Origin of the sequence: Kosakonia sp. MUSA4, assembly GCF_013085925.1 — a bacterium.
Taxonomy (GTDB): Bacteria; Pseudomonadota; Gammaproteobacteria; order Enterobacterales; family Enterobacteriaceae; genus Kosakonia; species Kosakonia sacchari_B.
Map to the genome: position 1 here is coordinate 2409582 of NZ_CP025697.1, position 26778 is coordinate 2436359.

General features: G+C 55.7%; 13 protein-coding genes. 2 read left to right on the plus strand and 11 right to left on the minus strand.

All coding sequences use genetic code 11. From position 1 onward, the window contains the following. Window positions 1–234: 234 nt before the first annotated feature. The 7 genes from C0557_RS11500 to C0557_RS11530 all read right to left on the minus strand — a co-directional run bounded on the left by C0557_RS11500 (window position 235) and on the right by C0557_RS11530 (window position 20736). Window positions 235–13239, minus strand: a complete 13005-nt coding sequence (locus tag C0557_RS11500; protein WP_208658530.1) for a LysM domain-containing protein — start codon at window positions 13237–13239, stop codon at window positions 235–237. Beyond that, entirely contained in the window at window positions 13239–16811 is a 3573-nt protein-coding gene (locus tag C0557_RS11505) for a hemagglutinin (RefSeq protein WP_208658531.1), read from the minus strand. Before C0557_RS11505 ends, C0557_RS11500 begins: the two co-directional genes overlap by 1 nt. A 1-nt stretch (window position 16812) precedes the next feature. Continuing rightward, window positions 16813–17571 carry a hypothetical protein gene (locus C0557_RS11510; protein WP_208658532.1) on the minus strand — a complete coding sequence of 253 codons (759 nt, stop codon included), beginning with the start codon at window positions 17569–17571 and terminating at the stop codon, window positions 16813–16815. Then, window positions 17568–18428, minus strand: coding sequence for a hypothetical protein (locus C0557_RS11515; RefSeq protein ID WP_208658533.1), 861 nt, complete (start codon window positions 18426–18428; stop codon window positions 17568–17570). Before C0557_RS11515 ends, C0557_RS11510 begins: the two co-directional genes overlap by 4 nt. A gap of 47 nt (window positions 18429–18475) precedes the next feature. Continuing rightward, complete coding sequence (locus C0557_RS11520; RefSeq protein WP_208658534.1) at window positions 18476–19591, minus strand: hypothetical protein; 1116 nt, start codon at window positions 19589–19591, stop codon at window positions 18476–18478. A gap of 299 nt (window positions 19592–19890) precedes the next feature. Further along, the gene (locus tag C0557_RS11525; protein WP_208658535.1) at window positions 19891–20283 is read right to left on the minus strand and encodes a hypothetical protein; all 393 of its coding nucleotides are present in this window, start codon (window positions 20281–20283) and stop codon (window positions 19891–19893) included. A 54-nt stretch (window positions 20284–20337) separates the two neighbouring features. Continuing rightward, window positions 20338–20736, minus strand: a complete 399-nt coding sequence (locus C0557_RS11530; protein ID WP_208658536.1) for a hypothetical protein — start codon at window positions 20734–20736, stop codon at window positions 20338–20340. A 424-nt stretch (window positions 20737–21160) separates the two neighbouring features. Here C0557_RS11530 and C0557_RS11535 point away from each other — a divergent pair, with 424 nt between their 5' ends. Then, on the plus strand, window positions 21161–21610 hold the full coding sequence (locus C0557_RS11535) for a hypothetical protein (RefSeq protein ID WP_208658537.1): 450 nt from the start codon (window positions 21161–21163) through the stop codon (window positions 21608–21610). Window positions 21611–21615: 5 nt separating this feature from the next. Further along, window positions 21616–22176, plus strand: coding sequence for an RNA polymerase sigma factor (locus C0557_RS11540; RefSeq protein ID WP_208662911.1), 561 nt, complete (start codon window positions 21616–21618; stop codon window positions 22174–22176). Window positions 22177–22231: 55 nt separating this feature from the next. Here C0557_RS11540 and C0557_RS11545 read toward each other — a convergent pair whose 3' ends face one another. The 4 genes from C0557_RS11545 to lysC all read right to left on the minus strand — a co-directional run bounded on the left by C0557_RS11545 (window position 22232) and on the right by lysC (window position 26325). Further along, window positions 22232–23071 carry a hypothetical protein gene (locus tag C0557_RS11545; RefSeq protein WP_208658538.1) on the minus strand — a complete coding sequence of 280 codons (840 nt, stop codon included), beginning with the start codon at window positions 23069–23071 and terminating at the stop codon, window positions 22232–22234. Between the two features lie 76 nt (window positions 23072–23147). Then, window positions 23148–24446: a glycoside hydrolase family 10 protein gene (locus tag C0557_RS11550; protein WP_208658539.1), complete on the minus strand. Its 1299-nt coding sequence runs from the start codon at window positions 24444–24446 to the stop codon at window positions 23148–23150. Between the two features lie 11 nt (window positions 24447–24457). Further along, window positions 24458–24742: a VF530 family DNA-binding protein gene (locus tag C0557_RS11555; RefSeq protein WP_208658540.1), complete on the minus strand. Its 285-nt coding sequence runs from the start codon at window positions 24740–24742 to the stop codon at window positions 24458–24460. Window positions 24743–24963: 221 nt separating this feature from the next. Next, entirely contained in the window at window positions 24964–26325 is a 1362-nt protein-coding gene (gene lysC / locus C0557_RS11560) for a lysine-sensitive aspartokinase 3 (RefSeq protein WP_208658541.1), read from the minus strand. Between the last annotated feature and the right edge of the window lie 453 nt (window positions 26326–26778).

Sequence of the window (26778 nt, forward strand, 5' to 3'; positions counted from 1 at the left end):
ATACCACGGAATAAATTGCGGGATATTGTATATGATATTTGAGATGCATGTTTTCTTTATTTACCTGGCTCGGTGGTTTAAATATGTACATTGAGTGGTCACAATCGCATCACTATATTTTGCTGAAATAATGTTTAAATAGCGATGGTGTATTTCTTTACCGTTGGCAAAACATCGCACAATAATAAGTCAATGCCGTTAATTTAATTAACGGCATTTCTCTTTGGCTATATTTCAGCTTGCCTGGTAGGTTTTATTCCTGATATCCAACAATGCGGTGAGCGCTTTCGCGTTTTGATTTTCCTGGTAACTGTAGATCAGAATATCGACAACCCAGCGCCCTGGTGCGCGCGGTGTCACCCCCAGCGCCGTGGCCTGTTTTTGCATTTGTTGCGCCAGGCGGGAAATGTAGTGCCCCGTTTTCCAGTCGGAGGCCACGTCAAATGCATACAGCGGCGAGAGCGTTAACGGCGTGCTCACCCGCAGTGGTGTGGTCAATGGGTCCTGTGATGGATCGGCGCCTGACCACCAGCAGGCCGCGATGCGCATTGCGCGATGCGATGCGCCGAGAATGGCCGCCTGGCCTGCGGTGAGCGTCTGAAACAGCGTAGCCAGCGCCTCTTCCAGCGTTTCTCCCGCCAGCGTTGTCACCGTGGTATCCGCCAGCAGCGGGGAGATGCGCGTCGGGAACATGGCCAGCGGCGTCTGGTAGATAAAGTCCGGGTTGATGCGCTTACCGGCCAGCAAGTTAGCATTGCGCGCAATCGACGTACCTCCCCACGCATCCTGTAGCCCCATGATATTCAGACGATAGAAAACCATCGGCAGGGTAAGCAGATCGCTGATCGGCAGCCCTTCTTGCGGCAGATCGTAAATCAGTCGATTCCCCATCTGATGGCTGACAAAACGCTGCCCTGCACCGGTATCGATTGCAGGCCACAGGATCTGTCGCGAAAGCAGAATCGTCTCTTCGTCGGCTTTTCGCTGTAAGCGGAAGGTCTGCGGGGCCGTCACGGTTTTGCCTCCGGCATAACGCTGGGTGGCTTGCGGGGCGTAGATCATCCAGTCTGAACCCGGTGTTCCGACGGTGACATAGCTCTCCGCGCCTGGGGGGAATCCGCACTCGGCCATGCGCGTCTCCAGCGCCGCTGGGATGATTCGCTTATCCAGATCCGCCGCAAAAGCCGCTGAACAGGTGAAGAGGAAATCATCCGGTTCGCTGCCGAAATCGCTGCGTTGTTCAAGACGTTCGAGGCTGATTGATGAGATCTCCGTTGGCGTATTGGGGGTCAGAATCGACAACAGATAAAGATAACGGCGCGTCGGCAATCCTTTGAGATCGGGCGCAACGCTGCGCAGATTGGCCCATGCGTCGCCAATTTTCTGCGCGAAACTGGCTAATCCGTTCAGCGCATTGATTGCCGGAAGCGGAATGGCTTGCTGGGTTGCGTCCTTCAACTGCGCGAGGTCGGAAGCGATGGCGTCCCACACGGTAGAAAAAGCGGCCAGCAGGGTAATGATCGGCTCATACCGTGAATCGCGCACCAGCGGCGAACTCACCCCATCATCGGGCTGGTTAAACAGGATCTCGAAGGTGGCCTGATCCTGGGCGGCAAACTGGCGGGTCGCCGTGAAGGCATAATCCCACTGCGCCAGCGTCGCGACGGCATTCTCAGCAGGAGTGGCAGCCGACGCGGTTTGTCTGGAAACCACGGCAGGCTGCGGATAACTGCTTAACGGCACCGGGATTTGCAACTGCCCAATCTGGCCATCAGTGTGGGCGACATTTTCCAGCGGAATAATAAATGATAACCAGCTTGAATCCTGGTAGCCGTGCACCCCCGCAATACCATGACGGTCAAACTCAAGCTGGTTAACCTGATACGCCAGTTGCAGGGTGACGTTACGCTGAACCATCGGATCTTTAACGCCAAACGCGGTGGTTAACCGCGTAATGCCCTGCGCGAGCGCGACTTTCGCAGTCGACAGCGAGATTTGCGGAACCAGCGTCAGGCCACGCGGCGGCGCGCTGTCATTGAGCTGATAATGCCCGCTCAGACTGCCAGCATCCACGCTGCCCAGTTGCGTGGCGAAAGTCTCAACATCGCCAAAGAACAGCGCGATCTTTTCCAGGGTATCGCCGGGCGAGGGGGTAAATGACCTGTAGCCCAGCGTGAGGGTTGAACCGGCACTAAAAAAGTCTGTGCGTTGCTGGTTTGCCACAATCACCTCCGCGAGGGTGGTATTTGCCCAACTGGCCACGCTGGTCAGGGTGGTCAGCGTTTGTGGCGCGGTCGTCGGGGTGACGTTAATCGCCGTGTCATGCAAAAACAGAGGCTGCGGAGTGCCGAGGATTTTGCTGTTTCCGGCCAGTTCATAAAGTGGCAGCTCCAGAGCCTGCGCGATACTGCTGAGCGTATCGCTGGCGCTTGTCACACAGATTTTGTCGGGCTGATCTTTGCGGGCAATCGTCAAATCAGGCCGGATGATGTTGCGCGTCGTCGCGAGGAGGGTCGCCAGATAGCGCGGTGATACCCCGGTCATTTCGGCAAGCGGCACCAGCGGAGCATCGTTATCGGCGGCGATCTGCTGCGTGTTGACGATGTGGGTGGTTAATTTGCCGGAAAGCTGGGGCGCAGTGGCAATATCGGCCGTCGGCGGCGCGCCGTCGCCAGTGACATTGAGATCAAGTTGAATCAGCGACTGCACCGTTGATGCGCTGCTCAGGGCCACAAGTAATTGCTGCTCCATGGCGTTAATGGCTTCCGTCTGCCCCTGATTATCACCGCTGATAATGGGCTGTACCCGCTGCGCCACGCCGTTGGCGATCTGCTGTTTCGCCGTGATGACCTGTTGGATAGCGGCGCGCGTTTTCGGGTGATTGGCACCGGCAACCGCATACTCTGGCGACAACACCAAATCAATGGCAGAGAACAGCTGTTGTTGCCACTGCTCCGGGTCTGCCGCGCGGAATGCGGTGGTGCCGGAACCCCATTCCAGCCCCTGTTGCGGGCTGTAGCTTACCTGTTGAGCATTGCCGTTCCACGCAAGAGTGGTCAGCGGCGGCAGGGCGAAATAGCGGGCGCTTTGGGCATCAACCGCATAATTAACATAACTGCCGCGATCGGAAAAATTCGCCACCCACAAACTCTTCTCTTTACTCTGCGTCGCGCCGCCATTGACCGCAGCCCGCATCGATGCCTGTTTCAGTAGCGTATTTCCCTGCGTCTGTTGCGGGCCGGTCGCCAGCTTCAGGCCGCTGAAGGCGTTTTCAAAATCAATGGCAAACTGCGTAAGAGATTGCAGATTGTCACTGGCGGAGAAAGGTGCGGCGGTAATGGATGTGGTGGACGAAACCATCAGCGGCGCTGAATCGAACCCGGCGGCCATCATCGTCGGATCGCGTGAAATCGCGAGGCTGACGCCCAGATTCTGGATCGCTCGCTCAGCATAAGGCCGTACCTGCGCCGACAGTTGCAGGATCACCACGGGCGTAATGATCGCGCGCGCAGAGAGCGACAAATCCTGTGCAACAGCGGCGAATTCCACGGTGGAGAGCGGAGGCTGGCGGCTGGAGAGGCGAGCCTCATTAATACGGGCGAGGAGTAACGCCAGAGTGTCATTATCCCTGACGAGATACGGCGCGCCATCAACCGTGATGCTTTGGCCCGCGGTTATCCAGCCGGGCAGGCAAGCATTGGCGGCAATGAGCGCTTCAGCCGTGCAGTTCAGACGCAGCGCTACGGCCTTGATAGTCTCGCTTTCCCGTGATTGTACGGCAGGGGTGACGAGCAGCGCGCCGCTACGCAGCGCCGCGGCGTCATCAGCAATCCTGTCGGCCAGTTCCCCAACGGTGATAGCAAGACCTCGGGCGAGATCCTGCGGGGTATCGCTGAGCGCTGGCGTGATGCTGCCAATCGGGCTGCCGGAGAAGAGCGCTGGCAGCGTCTCGTTAAGCGTGAGCAAATCACGGCTACTCATCGCCAGCGCGCTGGCAAGTGCGGAGAGCGGCTGGCCGCTGGCAATCAACAGACTGCCTGCCATCATCTCCTGATTGTCGCCGCTGAAGGGGATCAGCATGCTGGTGGCGCGGTTAAACGGCAGATGCAGATTGTTGGCAATGAGGCTTCCTGCCGATATTGCTGCCTGTTGCGCCAGTGCTTCCAGCGTCTGGCCCTCCTCAATGATCAGCGCGGTATCCTCAATGTACAGGGCAGTGCTGATCGGCCAGACATTGGGCACATTCGCATTGGCGGCCATAAAGTCTGCGAGCGGATCGTTCTGCTTGCCCTGCGGCGCGCCAAAATCGGCCAGCAGGCTGGCGATGGTATCGCCGGAATGGGCGATGACAGAGGCGATGGACAGCGTTTGCCCGCGGGCAAAAATGCCGTTCACAAACTGATTCTCAACGGCGACATCATCCACCGTAATGCTGACGTTTTCGCGCCGCTGGCTGGCTTTAATCTGCTGCGCGAACCACGCGGCAGCAGCAGCCAGTGAACGGTTTTCTCCGGCGTCGGGGCCATACTGCCAGCTATTGCCGCTGACCGGATCCGACCAGCTAAGCACCACATCGTTACCCAGCGCCAGCAACTGGCAGGTCGCGGCCATACCGGGGACATTCCCCGCCGAGGTGGCGATCGCACAACCGAAACTGAGCGCCAGCGCATTGAGCGATTGACCCGCCACATCCAGAACCACGCTGCGGGTGGCGGTGCTGAACACCGTATCCACGGCAACCGCGAGCTGCATGTTATTACGCCCGAGAGTGGTTAAATCGATGGCATCTTCGAGGTGATCGATCACCGCCTGCGGGGTGTCGCCCGCTTTGGTCAGGACATTATGCGGAACGATAAGCGGCGTCGCCGCGCCAAACAGCAGATCCGCACGCAGGTACTGATTGATTTTCGCCACCATTTCCCCGCTTGCCGGGTAGTGGCTGAGCACATCAGCAAAATTTTTCAGCGCTGTTTCCGGCCCGAGCGTAATCCGGGTTGGCTCTATCCCGGCGGCAATGCCGGTAAAGATCCAGGCTGAGTTCGCCAGGCCCAGCAGATCGTAGCGAAGCGCCAGACTTAACGCCGCGTTATCGTCCAGTTCGCCAAGCGTTGTCGATAAGCGGGCGGTGATATCGGGCTGCTGGAGTTGCCAACTGGCCGTCTGGTATTGCAGACGCGCCTGCTGCGCTCTGCTGGCGGCCGCCGTCACCAGTTTCCCGGACGGAAGCCCGCCCCGCACAGGCACGGCGGAAGCATCCGGCAGGAAGGGCGTTGCAGAGAGTTGCGCGGTCACGGCCAGCGCGCCGCCGCCATCTCGTGGCTGGAACCGGTAAGTGGTATTCACGGATGGCCAGGCGCCAGGGCCGAGCAGTTCGTCGGTGTACCCCGTCGGGGAATGGGCGGTCGGGAGCGATGAGCCGACCGTACGGTTGCCGAGAATATCCTGTAAACAGAGCGTGATATCCGCCTGACCGCCCGCACTGACAGCGCGGTAGGGGCTTTGCGCGGCAGACGGCAGGGCGACATTTCCCTCGCTACTTTTGTTCCGGGCGAAAGCGATAAGCGACAGAATCTGGCGGTATTGCCAGAGACTCTCGTCAGTGTCATTGGTTGGCCCTGCCGGTAACCCTTCATTTGAGGCATTGAGCGTTGCATTCGCGGCCAGCTGGAAGCCGGCCAGGTTATAGAGCGTCCCCAGTGCCGATGCCGTTGTTTCCGCCGCGCTCTCAACTTGCGGATTGTTGCGTTGCAGCATAAAACCCGCATGGCCTGGCGGCAGGCTGGCGCACAATTTGAGCGTATTGGCCGCGACGGTAATGACGGTGTCAGCGAGCAGGATCGGGGCGGTGGCATTCAGATCGCCGAGCAGCGACAGATCCTGTTGTTTGGCCTGCGCAATGGAGAAAAAGGTATCTCCGGCCTGGAGGATATAGCGTTCCCCGCCGGGGAGATTAAAGCTGGCGCCTTCCGCCAGCAGCGGCGTTCGATGCGCATTCAGGGCAACCAACGCCGCAGGATCGAGAAAATCATACTCGCTGGCGATGGTCGCCAGCGTATCGCCGTCTTTCACTGGCTGCACGGGTTTTCCCGCCAGCATCAAGCGGGCACCGGTGCGTAATATCGCTGGCCTATCGGCCAGCGCGGCAACAATCTCCGCGACCGTTTTTCCCGCGCGCAGGGCAATCGCGCTGATGCTGTCGGAGGGCAAGACAATCTGGCCTGCCACCTCGCTTCCCGTGCGTAATACGCCCATGATGAGCTGATTGATTTCACCGAGCGACTGCCCGGAAAGCGCCAGGATGGGCGGCGCATTCGCCGCAATGCGATTCAGCGTGTCACCCTCGACAACGGTGTGTGTCGCGGCTTCAAAGAAGATACTGTTCGCGCTTTGGTCAACGTTATCGCCAACAATCAAAATATTGTTAAACGACCGGGCAATGCCGGCGTCCGCCGTCTGAGTGCTCAGTAGCACAATCAGTTGCAGCGAGGCCTGTTTGCCATCGCTAAACAGTGAGCCAGGCAGCCCTGGCGTGCCGTCTTCCTTCTGGTAGTAAAGGTAGTAACCGCCGTTTTTGACCACCGAGCATTCCCAGAGTAGCTGTAAAAAATTCCGGCTCTCTTCATCGGTCAGGTTGGCCAGCGACGCATCAATCAGACCGTCGTTCAGCATCACCGTAGAGTTTGCGCGCAGCAGTGTCTGGAACTCGCCGTGGCTCTCTGTCGAAAGGTTGGTCTTCAGCAGGAAGCTGTTTGCCCGATCAAGCCGATCGCTGGTTTGCGTTCCATTACTGTTGCTGGCCTGCTGTTCGCGATAGGCCAGATACAGCGTGGCGCCCACGGCGTCGTTATTTTTCAGGTAACTCCACAGGTTTAATACCCGCTGCAATCCGGCTTGATCGGTACCGGAGAGCAGATACATTCCGGGGCGGGAGGCATCGGGTTTCTCGATGGTGAAATCAATCGCTGTCGCGTATCGCGCCGCCTGAAGCGCGGTGGTGTCGATGTTGCCATCGGGCAATGGGGTGCCGAAGCAGCCCCGATAAGGCAGCCTGCGATCCGGGCTTTCAGCGATGGCGCGAATCAATGCGTCAGGCATGCTCCAGATCCGCGGCGTGTTCACCCGCTGCGACGGTAGCGTAATGCCTTCCGGCACCTCTTCGGTTGCCCATATTGCCGTGGCGGAGACGGTCTGCCGATCGGGCAGCCAGCTATACAGCGGAATCGCCTGGCTGACGATATTTGCGGTATCCAGCTCGGCCGTCGCCAGTTCGGCAATGCGTGCAATCTCTTCAGCGAGCAGGGGGATTACCAGTTTCCCGTCGGGAATATTGATCCACCCGGCATCGCTGCCGGTCAGCGTCAGGGTATATCCTTTTTGCGCATCTGGCGGTGCCAGCGGGTACTCCTGCCCAACCAGCGCATACAGCGGGTATGCCGCCGGGGTGTTTATCGCCAGGCTGCCTTGTTGCGGGAAGTCGGGGTCCGGCAGGCGTAAGCCATTGAGCATAAACCGCGTCGACATGTTAAGGGCATTGGTGTAGCTGCCGGTTTGCGCCAGCACGCGGGCGAGCAGTGAGCGGCGGAACCCCGGAATCGCCTTGACGGCGAGGGTTTTCGCTTCATCGGCAAACAGGCCGCCGAGGGTGGCGATCCGCCCGGTGAGTTGTTCCAGCGATAAATTGTAGTTTTGCGCAATCTCTGCGAGCGTCTCGTTCGCGACAACCCGGTGCGTGACCTGCGCAGCCAGCAGGGAGACATTTGCTGCCAGCAGGTTGCTGTCGCTTAACAGCGTGCTGCGGCGACAAAGCTCCGCCAGGGTGATGCCAAACTGGCGGCAAATGTTGCCCGGCGTGGTGAAGTACGGGATCACCACGAGGCTACCGGTGGCGAAGGGGCTTTCCGCCGCAATATTCCCGTTCCACTGCCGGATGCTGAGCAGCGCGGCAGCCTGGGCGGCTGGCGAGGGTTCAAAGAACCGTTGCGCCAGCAGCAACGGGGTCTCACCGCTGCCTGCCGTGTACTGAAGCAGGAAACTATTGCTGGCGACAACGACGATGTTTTTCAATTGCAGCGTCTGGCCCGTCGCCAGCGTAATCGCGTTGTTGCTGGCGATCAGCACGTCAAGGGTGGTGCTATTCGCCAACAGAAAATCCTGCACGCGCTCCTCATGCTCCAGAGTTACCCGCTTGTCGTTTTCGTTTAGCTGCGGAATGTTCAGAGTTTGCTGCGCGGCAAGCCGCAATGTGGGGTTGTCAGCCAGCAAATTTTGGGCGTTGAAATCGGTGTTACGCGCATACCAGTAGGCGATGACGCCATTCAGGCTGTCGCCGTCTCTGCTGGTCCAGGTGAAATCGCCAAGCGGCAATTTTTGTGCGGCGCGCAGTAGCCCCTGCACATTCTGGTTGCTGGCAACCAGTGCAACATCGTTTGCGCCAAACCGCGCCGCGAGGCTGGCAAAGGTGTCGCCATTTTGTGTCAGAAAGGGAATATCGCCCAGCGGCAGCAGCGTGCCCGCCCGCAGTTTGCCTGCTTTCTGTTGATTGCTTTCCGCAATAGCATACGGGCTGACGGTGAGGGGAATTAATAACAGGGTGCCGGGTTTGAGCGGGTTGAAATTCACCTGCGGATTGGCGGCGCGCAACGCCTGAAGCGAAAGACCAAACTCGGCGGCAATGGTCGCGGCCACTTCGCCGTCGAGCACTTTATGCAGAATGCGCATCGCCGGAATGGCAAGCTGAGTTCCGCCTGCCAGCGGGTGGAAATTCACCTGCGGGTTGGCCTGCTGGAGTTCGTCCGGCTCCAGCGCAAAACAGGCCGCCAGACTTTCCAGTGTGTCCCCCGGCTGCGCAATGTAGCTGACGGCGGGCGCAGGAATGAACAGCGTATCGCCTGCGGCGGGCGCGGCGCCCTCAAATTGCGGGTTGGCGGCTTCCAGCGCCTGCGGGGTTACGCTGAACCGGGCGGCGATAGCGGGAAAATCTTCCCCTGCGCGAACGGTATAATTGTTGTTGAAACGGTTGGCCAGCGTCTGGAGTGAGGCATGAGCGGCCTCTTTCTCCGATAACGGCCACTCGGCTTCGGCCATAAAACTTTTTGTTTGCTGCAGCAGACTGCGCGCCACCATCAGGAAGTAGTAGCGGAAGATCAGCCGCGCCATGCTGTCTGGTTGACTGGCGTCCTGGGTTTTATTGCTGTTCCAGCCCTGGCGTTCGGCAAACTGCGCGGCCAGCTCGGCAAAATAGTCCTGAATCCGCTGCTCGTAACCCGCGGCAGGGATGCGATCGGTGAGGAAGTTAATCGTGTAGTCCGGTGTCTCCAGCGACAACTCCGGGATCATCGCCATCAGCGCCATCGGCAGTTCGCTGCCGTCGGCCTGCGCCTGCTGCGGGCGCGGTTGCAGCGTGAACTGAATATGATGGTTGTCAAAAAGGTGTACCAGGTTGGTATAGCTAAAAATATCCGTTATGGCGTCCGGCGCTTTCAGGGCATCAAGGATCTCATCGACGACAGCGGCGGAGAGCGTGGCATGTTCATCGCCAATCAGCGATGAAAGCCAGTCGGACATAAAGCTCAGCAACTGGTTTGTGCCGCTGGCCGCATCCGTAGAGGTTTCAATTCCCAGCAGGAGGGCCAGTACCGGGTTTTTCCCGGCAAAGGGAACCGTCGGCGCGCCGGAAAAGGCAAAATCATCGGCAATCGCCTGGGAGAACAAGGGAATCGCCGTCACATTAACGCACAGAGGTGCGCCTGCGTTATGCCGATAGCGGGACAAGATATGGCGGGCCATCATCGTTCTCGCCGGTCGCAGGCGGAGTTGACCATACTGCGGCTGGCGAATGAACGGGCTTTTCGCGCGATAGAGGCTGCGTTGTACTCCGGTATTGCTGGTGGGCGCGGAAAGTATCCACGGTGTCTGGCGGTTTGAACCAATCGGGAAAGTTTCCGTGATCGTCGCCGAGAAGCTGAAATTGATACGGATAAAGATAATTTTGATACTGACTTTAACGCGAACCCCGGCGCTGACGCTCAGCAGGATCGCCCGATAACTTTCGACATCAATCGCCGCCGAGACGTAAATGGTGAGCGACACACTGGCCTGAATAATGCCGAAGTCAACGGTGGCATACACCTGGCCGATAACCGCCAGCGCACCGCGCAGGTGGAAATAGTTTTCAGGCACTAAAGCCTGATCGATGGGATTGAACCATGAGAGCGTGCCTTGCAGCATACCGCCGACGGTGATGCTGATACCGCCGGAGAGAATACCCAGCGACAGCGTTTTCCCGACGCCGACCTGCAAGGCAAAACCAAATTCGATAACCGGGGTGAAATTGCCGTTAGAAATGCGCGGTATGGTTGTGGATGTTTCGCCATTGAGAACGCCAAAGTAGAAACCGCCGTAGCCGATAAACGGAAAGACCTGTACCGAAAAACTGCGGGAAAAGTCGGTGAGCGACGGAGGGAATCCGGCGTCGATACGAAAATTGCCGTTGGTAAAGATATCAACAGTGACAATTGGCAGGGTAATGGAAACCTCGCCAAACTCCAGATGGCGCATGGTGTCGGGTAATGTCAGCTCGATATGGTATACGCCGACATTGTCGCTGATTTTGCGATAGAGGATCTCAAAACGCAGACCCGCCAGCGGGCCAGCGCGTGAACCGGCTAGCTGGATCAGCAGGCCGTAAACGCGCGGATCGTTGAACACCATACTTAATGACACGGTCGACATGGCCGTAAAACGCGTGCCGATCATCCACTCTGAACCGGCGTCATAGCTCAGGCCTGGAAGCTGATTCGCCGGGTTCCGGGTTGGATTCCCCACCGGGATCAGCGCGTTTTCCAGTCGTTTGATCACCCCATCCATGGTGGTGGGCATCTCGCCGCGCAGGGTCATGCGCTGGCCGATGCCCAGATATTCGAGGTCGAAAACCTGCGTACCCGCGCCGGGCACCACTGGCGGTGCCTGATTAAGCGGATCCCAGCTTAGCGGTTTATTATCGCCTCCGTAGCGCTGGCCCAGAAATTCACAGCTCAGCTCAAGATTGAACTTGGGTTTGCCGTACTGTTTCACATAGGTGAGGGTGAATTGCGTAATCTTGATAAACCCGAGGTCGACATTGAGCCCGATGCTGACGTTAATTTTGCGGGTTTTGAGATGCACATTGACCGTCAGATTGGGAAGCGAAATTTTCTCCAGCGCATTCCAGGGTTCACCCAGCGCAATATTCCGCCCCGGCTGGGCAAAGGAGAGAAGAAATGCAAACAGATCGCCCACGTTACTCTTTTCCAGACTCACCGCCACGTAGGGATCGGTGTCGTCCTTGTGGTAAACCACTTTCAGGTTGCGGTAGGCAAAAATAATATCTGTCGTCGTCGGGCTAAAGATATAAGAGCAGGTGAGGATCATGTTGTTGATATCAACAATGCCGGTTAACTGCCCGGAATAGCTTGCCGGATCGCTGGCTTTCTCGCGGTCCGACCTGATCAACAGATCGGCCGTAATACTGATCGGCAGGAAGTCGAGCGTCCATTGCAGGGTGGTCTGTACCATGAAGGTGTTGGCGGCGGTATTAAACTTCACCTGCAGCGCATTCAGCGTAATGTCCGTCGGCAGGGATTGCGGAATGAAGGGCAGCAGCTGGCTGGCAACACTGATCAGGCTCACCGGCTTGCTTGCGATCATGCGCCCCTCAAAAATCCAGGCTTTGGATTGCGTCGAGGTCTGTGCGCTGACGATAAACGGGATCCCCAAAAATTCCGTATGCGCCTGAATGGTGGCGGTTAAGTTGGTCGGCGTCCGCTCCAGATCGAGGCGCAAACTTTTCAGCGACACGGCTTTGATGCCGCGACCAAACTCCAGTGTCCAGGCCCCCGATTTGGGCGCAATGGTTCCGCTGAACAGCCAGGCGCCGGTAGCGGGCTGGATCTGCGCAGATAATCCCCCCGCCGGGGTGATAATTCCTGACTCTGGCAGTGTCGGCAAACCGGGGACGATATTCAGTAATTGCAGGATGTCGATCTCGGCGTCGTTGTATGCCATGAGCGTGACACTGTCACTACCGCCGGGTACAGAGAAACTTAACCCACCGTAAAATCTCAGTTGTTCCTGGCCATTGAGTTTGAACAGGCCATTGATAGCGATCCATGCCGAGAGATCGACGCCCACGCTGAAGGTGAAAATGACACTCTCCAGCACTGCCAGATTGAGCGGCAGCAAATGGATTTCCGTGTGGGCTTTGACCGTCGCCGACACCTGTAACGTTCTGGACGCCGTAATGTCGAGGGTGAACGCCAGTTCTTGCAGCAGCAGATCTGTTCCCAGAGGAAACCGGTTCGGCAGCAGAGCATCAGCGACTTCGCCCATCAGCAGGCTGGCGATATCGGCGATCGAACTCAGGGAGACCGCTAGCGAATCGTTGCTCAGCGCAAGGGGATCGCCGTCATCGAGGAGAGGGAAATGCAACTCAATCCCCGACAGCGCCAGCGTTCCGGCATCAAAGGTGGCGATACCGTGGCTGGTATCATTGTCCTCTTGCGATGAAACAAACAGTAACCCCGCTTTTAGCGGTAGCAATCCGGCAGCCGGAACGGCGTCAACAGGCTCCGAACGCAACACAAAGGCAGGCGACTGCGCGCGGTCCTTTGTCGGCCACTGGGTGATGTTCCCCTGCATCGCGGCGGGATGGGTTTTCCACATTCCCTGATAGCTGGAACCGGCGACCGGCTGCCCGCTGAACGTGACGCCAGTGCCAGCATCGGAGGACGAGGCGGTAAACACGGCATTGCGGAACAGGGTTATAGCCGCGGCAGAAACGGTGTGTTTTTTATCGTGAGGCTTCAGTCCCGGAAACGCGGTGCCTAAGACAGCGCTGTTATCGGGAAGGTGAGTGCTGACGCTGAGTTGCGCGACGCCGTTCGCCGTTACGCTAAAGGTGGCGCTGGCTGCCGGTTGGGAAACATTGAAGGAATTACCGTCAATTTGCCCCGTCAGAACAATCGTATTACCGTCGCCCGGTGGTTGCACCCCGCTAAGGGTCATCACCAGTGAGGCGGCGGGAAAGAGATCCGCATCATTCAGCAGCGCGCTGACAGGCGCTGAGTGCAGTGCATTGGCGGCCGGCAGGTTGAATTTTTTCTGATCGGCTGACAGGTAACCTGCCGACAGCAGGGTATTCCACAGATTCTGAATCGGCGTATCGATGCTGGATGGCGCGTTGCGCGTTTTTTTGCCGGGCATTATTGGCTCCTCTGTGCCGCCAGAAGTCGCTGCTGGAGTTGGGAAAGTGCGGATTCTGAGTGCAGCTGTGTCAGGCGCTGCGCCGGTTTTTCCCCCGCGCCGCCCGCGCCGTTTTTCACCCAGGCGGCGTACCAGCCCAGTGCGCCGCTGGTCTGCGCATCCGGGTTACCAAACATCAAAAGATCAATTTGCCCGTTTGGCGGAAAGCTCAGGGCAAGGAGTTTGAGGGCGATATCGCCCAGCTTGAGAATGTAGGTTGGCGGATCCACCAGAAAGGTGACATCGGCGAAAACCAGTTTGAGTACGCCTTCAATCGGAATGGCGCGCTCTCCGCCTTTCACTCCCGGCAGGTGCAGGCCAATGTAGATCCCGGATTGACGCGTCTGGCTCGCCGGAGACCAGGCGAGGAGCAGGCCGGCGGTGAAATCGATTTTGGCGGCCAGCGCGCCCGCCGAGCCGAGATCCAGTTCATATTGCAACCCAAACCACGGCGCGGTCATCGCTATGCCGTTGAGCGGTGAATCCACCGGCATATACGCCATTTTGTCGGGGGTAACGTCGCCAGTCCCCTGAATCAGGGCCGTGAGTTTCATGGGGAAATGTGCCGCCAGGCTTTGTGCGCGGACCTGGCTGGCGTTGGCATCCGGCAACAGCGGCTGGGCATTAAACGTAAACTGCCGGTACTGCGGCGTCGCAGGATCAAAGGTCATATCAATTGTCAGGCCGGAATAGGCCAACCCTTCCACATTGCCATTCCCCTGATTTGGCGTGGCGGCGCCATAGGAAAGCAGGTCAAACTGCGGCTGTTGTAAGAAACCGATTGTGCCATTGAGCGCAAACGTTGTGCGCGTTGTGCTGTTCTCTGCGTCGGCTTTACCGCCGCTGGCCGTAACAAAACTTGCTGCCCGGATACCGACGGCATCAAGGATCTGGCTGGTTATGCCGTAGGTGGTGTGATCCGCGGTCGTAAACAGATAACTTCCGCTGTTGCCGGATTTTTGATAAATGCCGTACAGCAAAAGATTGTTGCCGCTTGACGATGAGTACTGTGTGGCGGGTTCTTCAAAGAGCTGGTTGATGAGCAGTTCGATTTTGCTGGAAAACGAAACAATTCCTGAGTTGGCTATCGCCACCTTCAGCGACAGGACTTTGAAGTCGTAAGGCGTGTTTCCTGACAGGTGTTCATTGTCTTCATAATCAATCAGGCCAAAGGCTGAGCTGGGGTGGCTGGTCCAGGTGTTCTGGCCTGCAGCGATCGGCGTGACGGAAATACCGATGTGGTGCGCCTGAAAACGCGAGACATCAATTCCGGCGGCCAGCCCCTCAAGTTGTGGAGGAAGCCCGGTCAGCGGGACCTGGGCGTTCAGAGCGAGAACGCCATTCCAGTTTTCGCTCTCCATCACCGTATTAACGAAGTAAGACAAATCACCATCACCGGCCGCAACGCGTTCGGTGGCCGCCGCAAAAATCGCCTGAATCCGTTGCCTCGTGCCATCCGCGGAGCTGTTGAAACGATCGGCGTCCGCCCATTGCGCCGTATCGTCAACCAGTTGCGACAGCTTTTTATTACAGAATTTGAACAGCAACAGGGTGTTGTAATTGACCCAGCGCCACGGGGAGAGATCGAATTCCCAGTCTGCAACAAACAGGCTGAAATCACCCAGAGCATTGCGCACGGTGTCGAATACGTTTGCCAGTTGTTCCGGCGTAAATCGGGCCGCCAGATCGGCGTGCAGGGCTGCCAAATCGGGCCACTGCGTGGGCACCATTGCGGCAAGTTTCGCGTTGACGTCCGGATCCGTTATCTGCAAAGCGAGCTGCCGCTGCCGCACGGCGGTGAGGGAATAGGGAATCGACGCGCACTGGCTCATGATCTCGGCGCCGGTGATAACCAGAAAAAGCTGGTTCGTCTGTAATGCGGATTTCAGTTCGCCGTTTACGTGGCTCAATAGTAGCCTGTCGGCGCGATGGGGCGGCGTGTTTGCCGCGCTGGATTGCCCCAGCGTCAGTTGTTGCCAGGTTAACCCTGTCGCGTCCTCACCCAGCGCCAGCAGTAATCCCTGCGGTGTCGTTGAGAAAGGCGGCGAAGGCAGCGACGCGCGTAAACGCTCGGCTCTTTCTCCTGTCTGAATCAGCGTCTGGACAACGGTGCGACGTTTCGGTGACAGCACCTGAGTCTCCATATTTTTGATATCAGAGCCGGAGATATTGGTGGCTTTAACCGAACGGTAGGGCGCCAGCGGGAAGGCGACGGGTGGCGAATCGCCGTTATCAGCGCGGGCGAGGCGGGTTTGCTGGTCCTCAACGTTGCCGACGGATACGGGCAGGTAGGTCAGAAAATCGCCGTCGGCGGCAGAGTCAGGGGCCTGGTGTAAGACCGAGCTGTCGGGCTGGGCAAAGTATTCGCTGCTTTGCGCGGCTTGCAGTGTCACCCATGATGTTTTTCCGGCGCCTGTCAGAGCACCGAACACCCGATCGCGCCCGGGGGCGGCATTTTGCAACGTGCGGGCAAATGCCTCCTGATGGGGTGTGAACGCCAGTATTGGGTTACCGGTATATTTGAAATACTCGACAGAGGATAATCCGCCCATCAGCGCGTTTTGCAGCGAGGCGGCCGTGGCGTCGGCTTGCCCCTGCGACGAGAGCAGAAATTCGAATTCGCCAGCGGGCGTCAGATACAGCGACTGGTTACCGCGCAGAATGACGGGCTGGCCGCTGGCATCGACCGCCGCCAGCCGTTCGGTAAAGACCAGCCCGGCGCTGGCGAGCGGTTTTACTGCCACCGCCGCGCCTGCCGCAGATTGATAGTACGTGGGCAGCGAAAGCGCACCGTTGGACAGTTGCAGGAAGGAGCGCGTGGTGTCGCAGGGGGCGAGGGGATCAATGGTCCCCTGCAGCGTCAACTGCGAAGTCGCATCCTGCAAATTAAAGATTCGGTACAGTGCGGTTTGGGTATAGCCGCCCTCTGCGGGCGCAGAGAAACTGCGTAATCCAATATCCAGAATATCGCTTGCGGCTTCGCTGGTGACGGAAAACGCCAGCGACAGCACATTGTTCGGCGCGGCGTCATTCAGCAATTCCAGCCCGAGATGATCGAGGGCGAACGGCTGCGGGGTTCGCTCGCCGGTGGGGGTAACCAGCAGCGTACCGCGACTAAAGGTTAACGCCTGTGCTGACGCCTCTATCGTGCTGTCTTTCGGCACGGTGAGCGCAAAATTGCCGAACGGTACTTCCGCCGTGCGCAAGAGGGTCACGTCGGTTCCGTTTTTACGGGCAAACAGGACGGTTGCGGTTAATCCCGCAATGCTGGTGAACCAGGCCGCCAGCGCATCCTTTCGCGCTGAGTTGCGAAACCAAACCTGCGCTTTTTGCTCAAATGCCGCCAGATCCGTGATGGCCGTGGCGGGAAGCTGAACAAACCATCCGTGGTACGCATAAAGCGCCTGTTCAACGGTGAGGCGCTCAGGCAGCGTGGTGACATCTGTTGAGAGTAAAAAGCCACCAAAGCAGTTTTCGCCGCCCGGCGCGATGTACAAACGCGAACCCGCATAACAAGGCACGAAATGAGCCATTTTACTCCTCCCCACTTTTTGTCACGCGTGTGGTGCTTAACGCGCCTGCGGGGTTAATCAGCTCCAGCGGGGCATCGTAGCGGTATTGGTGATCTTTATCGTAGACAGTGACCCAGTTCGCACCCTCGAGGAAAATCATGCACTGCAACTTGATGATCCCATTGTCATCCGCCTCTTCGGTTAGCGTCGGGGATGTGTCATCCATGCCAACTATTGCTGCGGTGAGAGCGGCGGAGTGAAATTGCACAAAGGCGCCTGCAAGCGTTGCGCTATGATCTTCGTTATAAATAGTCACATCCACGACCGGAAGAAGTTCTGCGTCCTTGGGGAGCGTGGCGGCTCTTGGCAGGGTAAAAGCTTTAACGCCAGGGGAACTCGCCTTTTTTTCCACAAAAACGTTCAATAGCGGGGTATAAGAGACATCAAGGATAAACTCGCCCTTGTAGCCGTTTTTGTTTTTAGTGACAGGTGGAATATTGATATTCGCCGACCAATACTTGCTATCCGGTATCGGGGAGACGCTATCGATGGAGAGAAATACGATATCCGGAGTCACAAGATCAACATAATACGCCGTGACTTGCGGCGGCAGCACGTCGGAAGGATTCTCCAGCCCGGCACCGCTTGCCTTACCTTTACAGGCTTCCGGCACATAAAAATTCGGCTTATCAGCGTACGCCATTAACGGGATCGCCAGACAGCAGGTGGCAAGTAAGTATGCTGATTGACGAAGCAAGCGCGAGACATTAAGAGGAGTCATGGGATGGTTACCTCTGCGCTAATTCCCAGGTGATCGGTCACGTTTTGACGCCATGAGAGATCCGAGGCGAAGGAAGCGCTTGTCAGAATTTGAACGTTATTTACCGTGAGGCTATCGGCATAAATAAAATGATCGTAGGCGCTGGCGCGTTTGCCTTTTGCACTCAGTGACGTTGGGACGTTCGGGGCTCCCTCCGCATTGTTCGTTTGCAGCCACTCGAAGCCTTTAGTGTATTTCCCGGCCTTATTTTTAAGGGGGATATTCCAGTCCCCGCCGATAATAAAGGGGTAGTTTTTTGCTTTGGGTGCGCCCGTTATTTGTACCTTTATCATGTATTGATAAAAATCTTTTACTTCAGCGGCCTCGTCGTATCGTTGCTGTACTCTTTTACCAAAAATAGAATGAATATTACCGACCCAGATATATTTGCTGGTGGCACTGACGGTGACTTTCAGTCCAATGGCATAAGGCGGTCGCTCAAAGGTTCCACCAGCCTGGTATCTATCATTGGTAAAGCTAACTTTCGGCGGTTTGATATAAAAACCGTAATACTCTTTATAAGAACTGGAACCCAACCCCGTCGAATTAACGATAAACTGGAACTTATTTTTTGTTGTTTCAGCAGGACAGGGATCAGCGTGCTGCATTAACTCCTGAATAATAATCACGTCGTTGGCTTGCATCATCTCGTCAAGCGCAAGACATTTATTTTTATTCACAGCGGATGTTCCCCATCCCAAATGGAGAAAGTTTTGCGAACGGATCGTAAACTTAACGGCTGCATACCCCTCTGTGCAGACCAACAGCAACAGAAAGCTCACGGGAAGCGTTGTAAAATAATTTTTAGTGCTGTTCATTTCCTGGCCCTCACCTGGGGTGCTGACGAACAAGAAGCGCGCGTGTACTACTCCGTAAGGCTAAGTTGATATCCATCTTTCGGGCCGACATAAATCCGATCGCCTTTTAACAGCGGAATATCGAATACGTCGCCGTCCGGCCCGCTCAGCGGCTGGCCTGAAGTGCTGTCTGGCGAGAAATCAAAATAGTCGACCTGAACCGTTGGGCCGGGAGAGGTGGAGGAAAAGGGTTTTTCGCTATTGGCCACCCAGCGTTGTAATTTGCAACTCAGCGATGTGCTGTCGACATTCGAACCGGAAGTGACAATGTGTGCGGGCGGAACCAGCAAATACTGAAAGACAATGTCGCGCATCGATGTCCCCACCGGAACCTGTTGGGCAATATCATTGACAAAGATACCGATAGCGGGCGTGACAAAAACCCGGCTGGTAAATGCGATGGCCACAATCGGGTTATTGTCGGCGTCCGGCGTGATACAAAATTGCCCACCGCCAATCGCCGCTTCGGTGGCCGCCGCTAAATCGGTATAAGTGTCAGCGCCCAGTAACAACGCGCTGTCAACGCTGCTGGTGCCGCTGTTATCCACGTTCTGCGGCGACGGCAGCGATGACGGTGTAATCAGCCGCCAGTGTCGGCGGGCATTGCCGCTTAACTGAAGATCGATAGGGCTGGCGCCGAAAATCAGACACGGGTAGTTCTCATCGGGTGGCGTCGGCGGAGATAACTCAACACCGCGCGTAAAACGGGATGCAAAACCGTTGAATGATAATTTCCCGTCTTGCTGCCAGCCGAGGCTGACTGTTTGCGTACCGGACAGGGTAAACGCATTCAATCCATAGCCAGGGCTGGCGGGAGGCGCAATATATTGGTATCCGGCAGCGGCAATGGTCAGTGAAAAGCCCGGCTCCAGATCAATATATTGATCATTAATATTAAAGTGATAAGTGAATTGCAGTAATTCACTTAATGTTAACGGCATATTGAGTGCAATTTGATAAAGCAACGCTTCTGTGACGCAGGGTAAAAGCCCGCCAGTCGTACTGGAAAGCGAAACTTCCAGTTTTTCAAGTTGCCCGGCAAATAGGCGAAATGAAGTGAGTAATATTTCACGATCGGCAGGCTGCGCACTAAAGATATATTGTTTAACTACGGTTATCTGCACTATTTTTATTACCGGATTGGGTGAACTTCCTGACTGAGTAAAACTTAAACCAAACGCTTTCTGTTGCGGTATCTCGCCCGGCTGAATACCTTTGGTGGCTGAGGTTGTGGCGGGGACGCAATATCCTGAAAAGTACAACGCCAGATCGTTATTCGGGGGGGCATTTTTAAATCGCGGAGGAATAATAAAAGGACCGACGGCAGGGTTGGTTCCTCCCCCCTGGTCCGGAAACGTAATGGAAAACGAAAATTTTGTGCTCGCAGCCCCGGACATGACTCCCCCTGAATAGCATGGGTAATTTATTCGTTAGTGACGGTAATCTGGAACGTCGCCGAGTTTGATTGTGAATTAATGGTGTTGTAATCAATCTGTACCTGATAGCTATCGCAGTAGGCATCCACGCGCAGGGGCGCGCCTGCTTCCCAGGTCCATTGCGCTATGAGGAATCCCCCTGAGGCGAGCTCAAACTTTACGGAGCCGCTGAGTGCGTCATAACTATTTGCAGCAATATTAACGGCATAAAAATAATTAGCAGGCGGGTAGGTTGAACCATTTTTTGGCGGCGTACCAGCCCAGGCTCCCTGATTAACGCTGGCCAGCATCAGCGTTAATGTCGTGGCCGAATTATTATCCAGTGCAATGGCGAGATTTTTATTTTGTGCAAAATTGCCAGCAGTTATATTACTTGCCATTTGCAATCCTCATCAGATAATACTGGCAGGGAAATATTCCCTGCCAGTATTCATTCATTTATGAGCACGAAGTAATTTTGCTGCGGTATCGGCGCTGATCGTGACCTGCACTTTAGGATGATTTGATTGCGTATTGATCCACTGGTAACTGACTGCGAGTCCGGTTAAAGATTCCGTCCTGACGCCGCCAGAAACGCCTGAACCAAAAGACCAGTCCCATTTGATAGTAATAAGCCCACCTGAGGCGGGGGTCAGAACAATTTGGCCGCCAAGGGTTTCATAATTGCTCTCAACACCATTAACATACTCGACTTCTCCGGCTGGAGTAATGGTTGAACCGGGTTCTGGCGTTTTTTGCCACTGCCCACCGTTAAGACGAACGTAATTTAGCGTCAGTGTCGCCGGGCTGGTATCTGCGATATCAACCGTAACTGACCGTGCAAAATCAGTCATTAGATAATTCCTTTGTTGGTTGGAAACTAGCGAAACGACTAACTCAAAAAAATATAGACGGGGGAGAGGCCTTTGCAAATGTAAAAATGTTTATTAAAACATTAATTTTAAAATAACCATTAATTTCCAGCGGTTGCATACGAGACCAGAAAAACGACATATTATATATAATATATGAATTTTTAGGTGTGCTTAATATTATTAAAAATTAGCTACGGGATTATTTTCAATATAATGAAAAATAACATGAATAGTTAATTTTTCCATGAAACAAAGTGATGACGCTAACAATAATATTGTCATCTTTTTCAATGAGGAGGCGTTTGGCAGCAGAAAAAATTTCATTTTCCTGGCAATATCTTCATCGCTCATTCGTCTACCCCATCACTTGCAACAATCCGCTACGGTAAGAGGAACGAAGAAGATGAGAGATTTTGATATGCATGGGCACACTCGTGGGCACGGTTTTGGCCGCCATCGCATGATGAAACATGTGATTTTCGGTGTGGCGCTGGTCGTCATACTGGGGCTGCTGGTGATGTCGCTGTGGAATGCGCTGCTGCCTGCCATCCTCGGGGTAAAAAGCATTGGCTTCTGGCAGGCGCTGGGTGTGCTGGTGCTGTGCCGCATTTTGTTCGGCGGCCTCGGTTTTCGGCCGGGTATGTTTGGTATGGCGCGGGCGCATCGTCGTATGCATGAGCGCTGGATGCAGATGACGCCGGAACAGCGCGAAGAGTTTATTCGTCATCGTCGCGAAGGTTTTGGTCGTCACGGACATCGCGGTCACTGCGGCTGGCGCGGATATCGCGATGAGCAGGCGGAAGATCGCGCTCAGCCTGACGATAACCGCCCAAAAACGCCGGACGCAGAGTGAACACAATGAAAGCCGGTGTGGCGGGGGAATCGCTGGTCATGGCAGCGCTTAATGCCTGCCGATCGCGGCTGAAAGCCTTTATCCGTGGTCGCACCGCGGTTCGGGACGATGCCGATGACATCCTGCAGGAAGTGACGTATCAACTGATGCAGGTAGAGCAGCCGGTGGAGAATGTCGCGGCCTGGTTGTTTCGCGCGGCGCGCAATGAAATGACCGATCGGGCGCGCAAAAAACGGGAACTGCCATTATCCCGCTTTTTCACTGACGATGACGGGGATGTTGCCGAAGATGAACTGGCGGAAACGCTGTTCGGTGTACCGCAAACCCCGGAAGAGGAATACCTGAAAACGCTGCTGTGGGAGGAACTGGAGCAGGCGCTGGCCGAGCTGCCGTCCGCACAGCGCGAGGTGTTCGAGAAAACGGAGCTGTACGGCTACAGTTATAAAGAACTGGCGGAGGAGTGCGGCACCAGCCAGCAGGCGTTACTTTCCCGCAAACACAAAGCCGTGCTGTATCTGCGCTCGCGTTTGCGCAGCGTTTATGAGGCGCTGACGGAAGAGCCATAAAGCATGAAACGCCGTTCGCCCGTGCAGCAAACCAGGACGAACGTGCGCTCAATGCTTAAAAACTGAGGTGCTGCTTTATTTTGCTAAGGAAATAGTAATATTCCCGCAACTCATATTGTTGCAGTTCGTACTCTAATGATTCATAACCGCTTTGCATGAGCCTGTCTGAGTTTTCGTATTCCTCATTGCAACCGCGAATTTCAGATAAGGGCTTTTGCAGCGTTAAAGCGGTAACGAGATTTTTATACAGATCGACAGGCGCAATAACCGTGAAATCCGCAAAGCGATAATATTTAAAATGGCTCAATTCATCATCCCTGAGCCGTTTCCAGTTGTCGCTTTTAACAAAATCGGTATCAAGATTAGATAAATGTAATGAAAAGGAGAAATACCAGATTTCGCTGTGGCCGGAGTAATCCGTAATTTCGATATAGCTATGATATCTGTTGAGTTTTCTGTCTACCGGGTTTGCCGATACCGCATGTTTGCCGCTGGCTGAAAAATAAGCGAAAAACGGCGAACTATTAAAGCTAAAAAGATCGTCGTGGGCATAACGGCGCGGAAATTTTATTTTCCGCGCGCGTTTAAATGCCGGATAGATCGTTTTGCTGATGCCGAGATTATTGCGGTTTTCGAGGCCATCAAAAAGTTGCGCCCGGCGGATACCGCCGAGCAGCGGAGTGATATGAATTTTATGATCGAGCTCGATAATTTCGGATAAGGCGGAATTATAGATTTTTACGCTGAAACCAGATGAGGCCAAAAATTTTTTCAAACCGGCTATTTTGCTGAAATAGACAATATAGTTCCCGCGCGAATTGTAGCTGGTCATGCGCGAGTTCTTTTTATTCAGCGTCAGCGAGAGGGCTGCCACGGCTAATGAGATGATCGACACCAGCGCAATATTTTCTTTGATTAAAGCCAGCATGCAACGCCTCTTCCTGGACTTACCTTCATAAACTGCGGAGGGATTATTCCCCCCAGCGCTCGCGCAAATAGTTGACCGCTTGCTGCGTCTGCGGCCGGTTCAGGTAATCTTCGCGGAACAAAATGGTGCCGCTAACCTGCGGCAGCGATTCGTTTAAATCGAGCTGTTTTTTCAGTTCTGGCACGCCGCCGTTCACCATCCAGTCCGGCTCCATCTTCGACGGTTCACCCACTTTATACAGCGCGATGCCGATATACAGACGCGTATGGGTAGGTTTGACGACATCGGCCCACCATTTTGCCAGCACGTCATACCGCGCCGCGCTGCGCGAGAAGGGCCAGTAAATTTGTGGGGCGATATAGTCCAGCAAGCCCTGTTGCACCCAGCGACGGGTATCGGCGAAGGATTCATCGTAAGCCGCCGCGCCGCGCGTGTCGGATCCTGCCGCATCGAAAGAGCGGTTGCGCCATACACCGGCAGGGCTGACGCCAAATTCAACGCCCGGTTTCAGTTGTTTAATGGTGCGGGAAACCTGCTCAATCAGCAGCAGGGTGTTATTGCGCCGCCAGTCGGCTTTGGTGCTAAAGCCCTGGCCATATTGCTGAAAGGTCTGGTTGTCATTCAGTTGCGAACCGGGCGTTTCGGTATAGAAGTAGTCATCAAACTGCACGCCATCGACAGGGTAATGGGCAACCACTTCGGCCACGATGCTGGTGATCCAGTCGCGCGCATCGGGAATGCCAGGATCGAGCACCAGCCGGTCACCGGCGGTGCGGATCCAGTCGCGATGCAGCACAAAGACGCTGGCCGGGTGCAAAGGGAGCGTGCGGTTAAGCGCCGCGATGGTCTCAGGCTGCGTGTTAACCGCCACGCGGTACGGGTTAAACCAGGCATGCACTTTCATGCCGCGTTTGTGCGCTTCATCAATCACAAACTGTAACGGATCGTAGCCCGGATCCTGACCAATCGTGCCGGTCAGCATATCTGACCACGGCAAAATTTTAGAAGGCCACAGCGCGGTGCCGTCCGGCTTCACCTGGAAAAAGACGGTATTAATGCCAAGGCTTTTGAGTTTATCCAGTTTCTGCACCAGCGCCTGCTGCTGCATGCGAATGCGCGTATCGGCACTGCTGACGTTCACCGAGTTGACCGGCGGCCAGTCGAGGCGGGAAACCGTCGCCAGCCAGACGCCGCGAACCGGCTGTGAATTTGTTGCCGTTGCAGGCAACGGCTGTTTCGCCACCGGCGGTAGCGGTGTGACAAGAGATTTAGGCGGTTTGGAGGAACAACTGACCAGTAAAAGCGCAGTAGCAAAAAGGACGACTGACTTTTTAAGGGACATCTTATTAGCTCTTATTTGATGATTCGACTGCGGGTCCACGGATTGAAGGTGGGCTCATCCTTGTTGACCGGGGCGCTATCCTCCAGGGAATCCAGATACAGCGCCTCGACTTCTGCGCGCGCCCAGGGCGTCCGGCGCAGAAACTTGAGACTGGATTTAACGCTGGGTTCGTTTTTAAAGCAATTAATATTGATGCGTTTACCCAGTTCGTTCCAGCCGTAACGGGCGACCAGCGCGTTGATTTGCATCTCCAGAGTGATGCCATGCAGGGGATCTTTCGACGTGTGAGCAGCCATATGAAGTCCGGTAATTTCTGCTTTTCAACAGGTGAGATAAGTTGTGGGGAAGGGTACAAGAAAGCCTGTAAAGCGGCAATGCCCGACGACTTATTCCCCGGCATCGTTTACAGCCCGGGTTTGCTGATCGTCCGGGCGGCCAGTGGAACAGGCCGTGTCTTATTTTTCGTGCTGGCAGAGCGGGTTGTCTGCCAGCACGACGCTGGGCTTATCAATCGCCGTTATTCAAACAGACGGCGGTGTAAGGCTTTTACCGCGTCGTCTGCGGCATCTGCGGGCAGCAGAAAACCGAGGCTGTGGCGTGACGCGCCGTGACAAATCAGCCGCACGGGATGATTTCCCAGCCCGGCGAACACCTCGTGGCAGACGCCTTCAGCCTGTGACAGCGAGTTACCAATCAGGCTGACTAAGGCAAGGCCGGTTTCCACTTCCACGCGGCAATGCGACGACAGCTCGGTGAGCAGAGAAGTGGTCAGCAGCCTGGATTCACCGGAGGTGGCACCTGTAGCGTTCAGAAGCAGCGCGATACTGGTTTCTGAGGTAGTGATGGAATCGACCGCGACATCGTGGCGCGCCAGCAACGCGAAAGTATCCGCTAAAAAGTGGCAGGCGGACTGCCCCTGTTCGCAGTGTAATTTCATCAGCGTCTGCTGACGGCGAACGGCCAGCGCGCGGTAACGCGGCGGATTTTCGGCATCGCGGCAGACCAGCGTGCCACCAGCGGAAGGATGTTTACTTGAACCGACAAAGACCGGGATATTTTTGCGCATTGCCGGCAGCAGTGTTGCCGGATGCAGCACTTTTGCGCCAAAGGTCGCCATTTCGCTGGCTTCGGAAAATGAGATCTGCTCGATACGCTGTGCCTGGGAGACGATACGCGGATCGGTCGTGTAGATCCCGGCGACGTCGGTCCAGATATCCACGCGCGCAGCATGTAGCGCTTCACCCAGCAGCGAGGCGGTGTAATCACTGCCGCCGCGGCCCAGCGTCGTGGTTTGACCATTCGCCTCACGGCCGATAAACCCCTGCGTGACCACTAATGCCTGCTCGGTACGCGGACGCAGCCGTCTTTCAACGCGTTCTGCGGTGGCATCCAGCACCGGTTCTGCGCAACCAAAGCAGTCAGTGGTGCGAATCACCTTGCGGACATCAAACCATTCGGTCTCGACATCGCGCTCGCGCAGCACCTCGACAAACAGCAGGCTGGACATCAATTCGCCGTGGCTGACCAGCGCATCGCTGAGCGCGGCCGAGGCGGCGGTACAGGCTTCTTCCGCCAGGCGGCTGATGTTGTCGAGCAGGTGGTCGATCTCCTGGCGAATAGCATCCTGCTGTTTCAGGCGGGAGATAATGTTGTACTGGATGGTGCGCAGGGTTTCGATTTTGTCCAGCCGTTCGCGGCTATCCAGACCGGCAGAAAGCTCGACTAAAATATTGGTCACGCCCGCAGACGCAGACAGAACAACCAGACGGACATCTTTATCGGCAAGAACGATGGTGGCGCTACGGCTCATCGCGTCAAAGTCAGCAACACTGGTGCCGCCGAATTTGGCAACGACGATGTGTGGAAAAGTGCGAGTCATAACAATCTCATATCAGGGCGCCATGAATTCATGGCAAGAAAATTTTCATTCTCGGCATAAGGTGAAATAACCCGTCCGGCTGCCCGGTGGTATTTGCCTTACGAAATGTCCGCCCGCGAACATTTCTGATGACAACCCAGGATTTGCTCCCGTTGTCGATAACCGGTATTGCCTGTCACAAGTTATCGGGTGATGCGCTTTATGGCTTAAATCGTTGACTTCCTGTTTACAATGCGCCGCGCTTTGTTCAATGTTTCGCCGCACAGGGAAATTTGGAGCGGGCATATTAAGTGATTTGCCCGCCTGAATCGATATTTTCCTTACGCTTTCTGCACCAGAACTGAAAAATAACGCGTTAACCGTTAATTTTCGCCGTTATTAATGGCGAGAGCGTGCTTTGCAGGATAAAAAGCCAGCGCACAGAGTGATAATTCCAGGCCTTTTACCCTTCGT

What these genes read in the sequence shown, in the direction of transcription:
- C0557_RS11500 (WP_208658530.1), bottom strand. Translation starts at nt 13,239, where the DNA reads ATGCCCGGCAAAAAAACGCGCAACGCGCCATCCAGCATCGATACGCCG.
- C0557_RS11505 (WP_208658531.1), bottom strand. Translation starts at nt 16,811, where the DNA reads ATGGCTCATTTCGTGCCTTGTTATGCGGGTTCGCGTTTGTACATCGCG.
- C0557_RS11510 (WP_208658532.1), bottom strand. Translation starts at nt 17,571, where the DNA reads ATGACTCCTCTTAATGTCTCGCGCTTGCTTCGTCAATCAGCATACTTA.
- C0557_RS11515 (WP_208658533.1), bottom strand. Translation starts at nt 18,428, where the DNA reads ATGAACAGCACTAAAAATTATTTTACAACGCTTCCCGTGAGCTTTCTG.
- C0557_RS11525 (WP_208658535.1), bottom strand. Translation starts at nt 20,283, where the DNA reads ATGGCAAGTAATATAACTGCTGGCAATTTTGCACAAAATAAAAATCTC.
- C0557_RS11530 (WP_208658536.1), bottom strand. Translation starts at nt 20,736, where the DNA reads ATGACTGATTTTGCACGGTCAGTTACGGTTGATATCGCAGATACCAGC.
- C0557_RS11535 (WP_208658537.1), top strand. Translation starts at nt 21,161, where the DNA reads ATGAGAGATTTTGATATGCATGGGCACACTCGTGGGCACGGTTTTGGC.
- C0557_RS11540 (WP_208662911.1), top strand. Translation starts at nt 21,616, where the DNA reads ATGAAAGCCGGTGTGGCGGGGGAATCGCTGGTCATGGCAGCGCTTAAT.
- C0557_RS11550 (WP_208658539.1), bottom strand. Translation starts at nt 24,446, where the DNA reads ATGTCCCTTAAAAAGTCAGTCGTCCTTTTTGCTACTGCGCTTTTACTG.
- C0557_RS11555 (WP_208658540.1), bottom strand. Translation starts at nt 24,742, where the DNA reads ATGGCTGCTCACACGTCGAAAGATCCCCTGCATGGCATCACTCTGGAG.
- lysC (WP_208658541.1), bottom strand. Translation starts at nt 26,325, where the DNA reads ATGACTCGCACTTTTCCACACATCGTCGTTGCCAAATTCGGCGGCACC.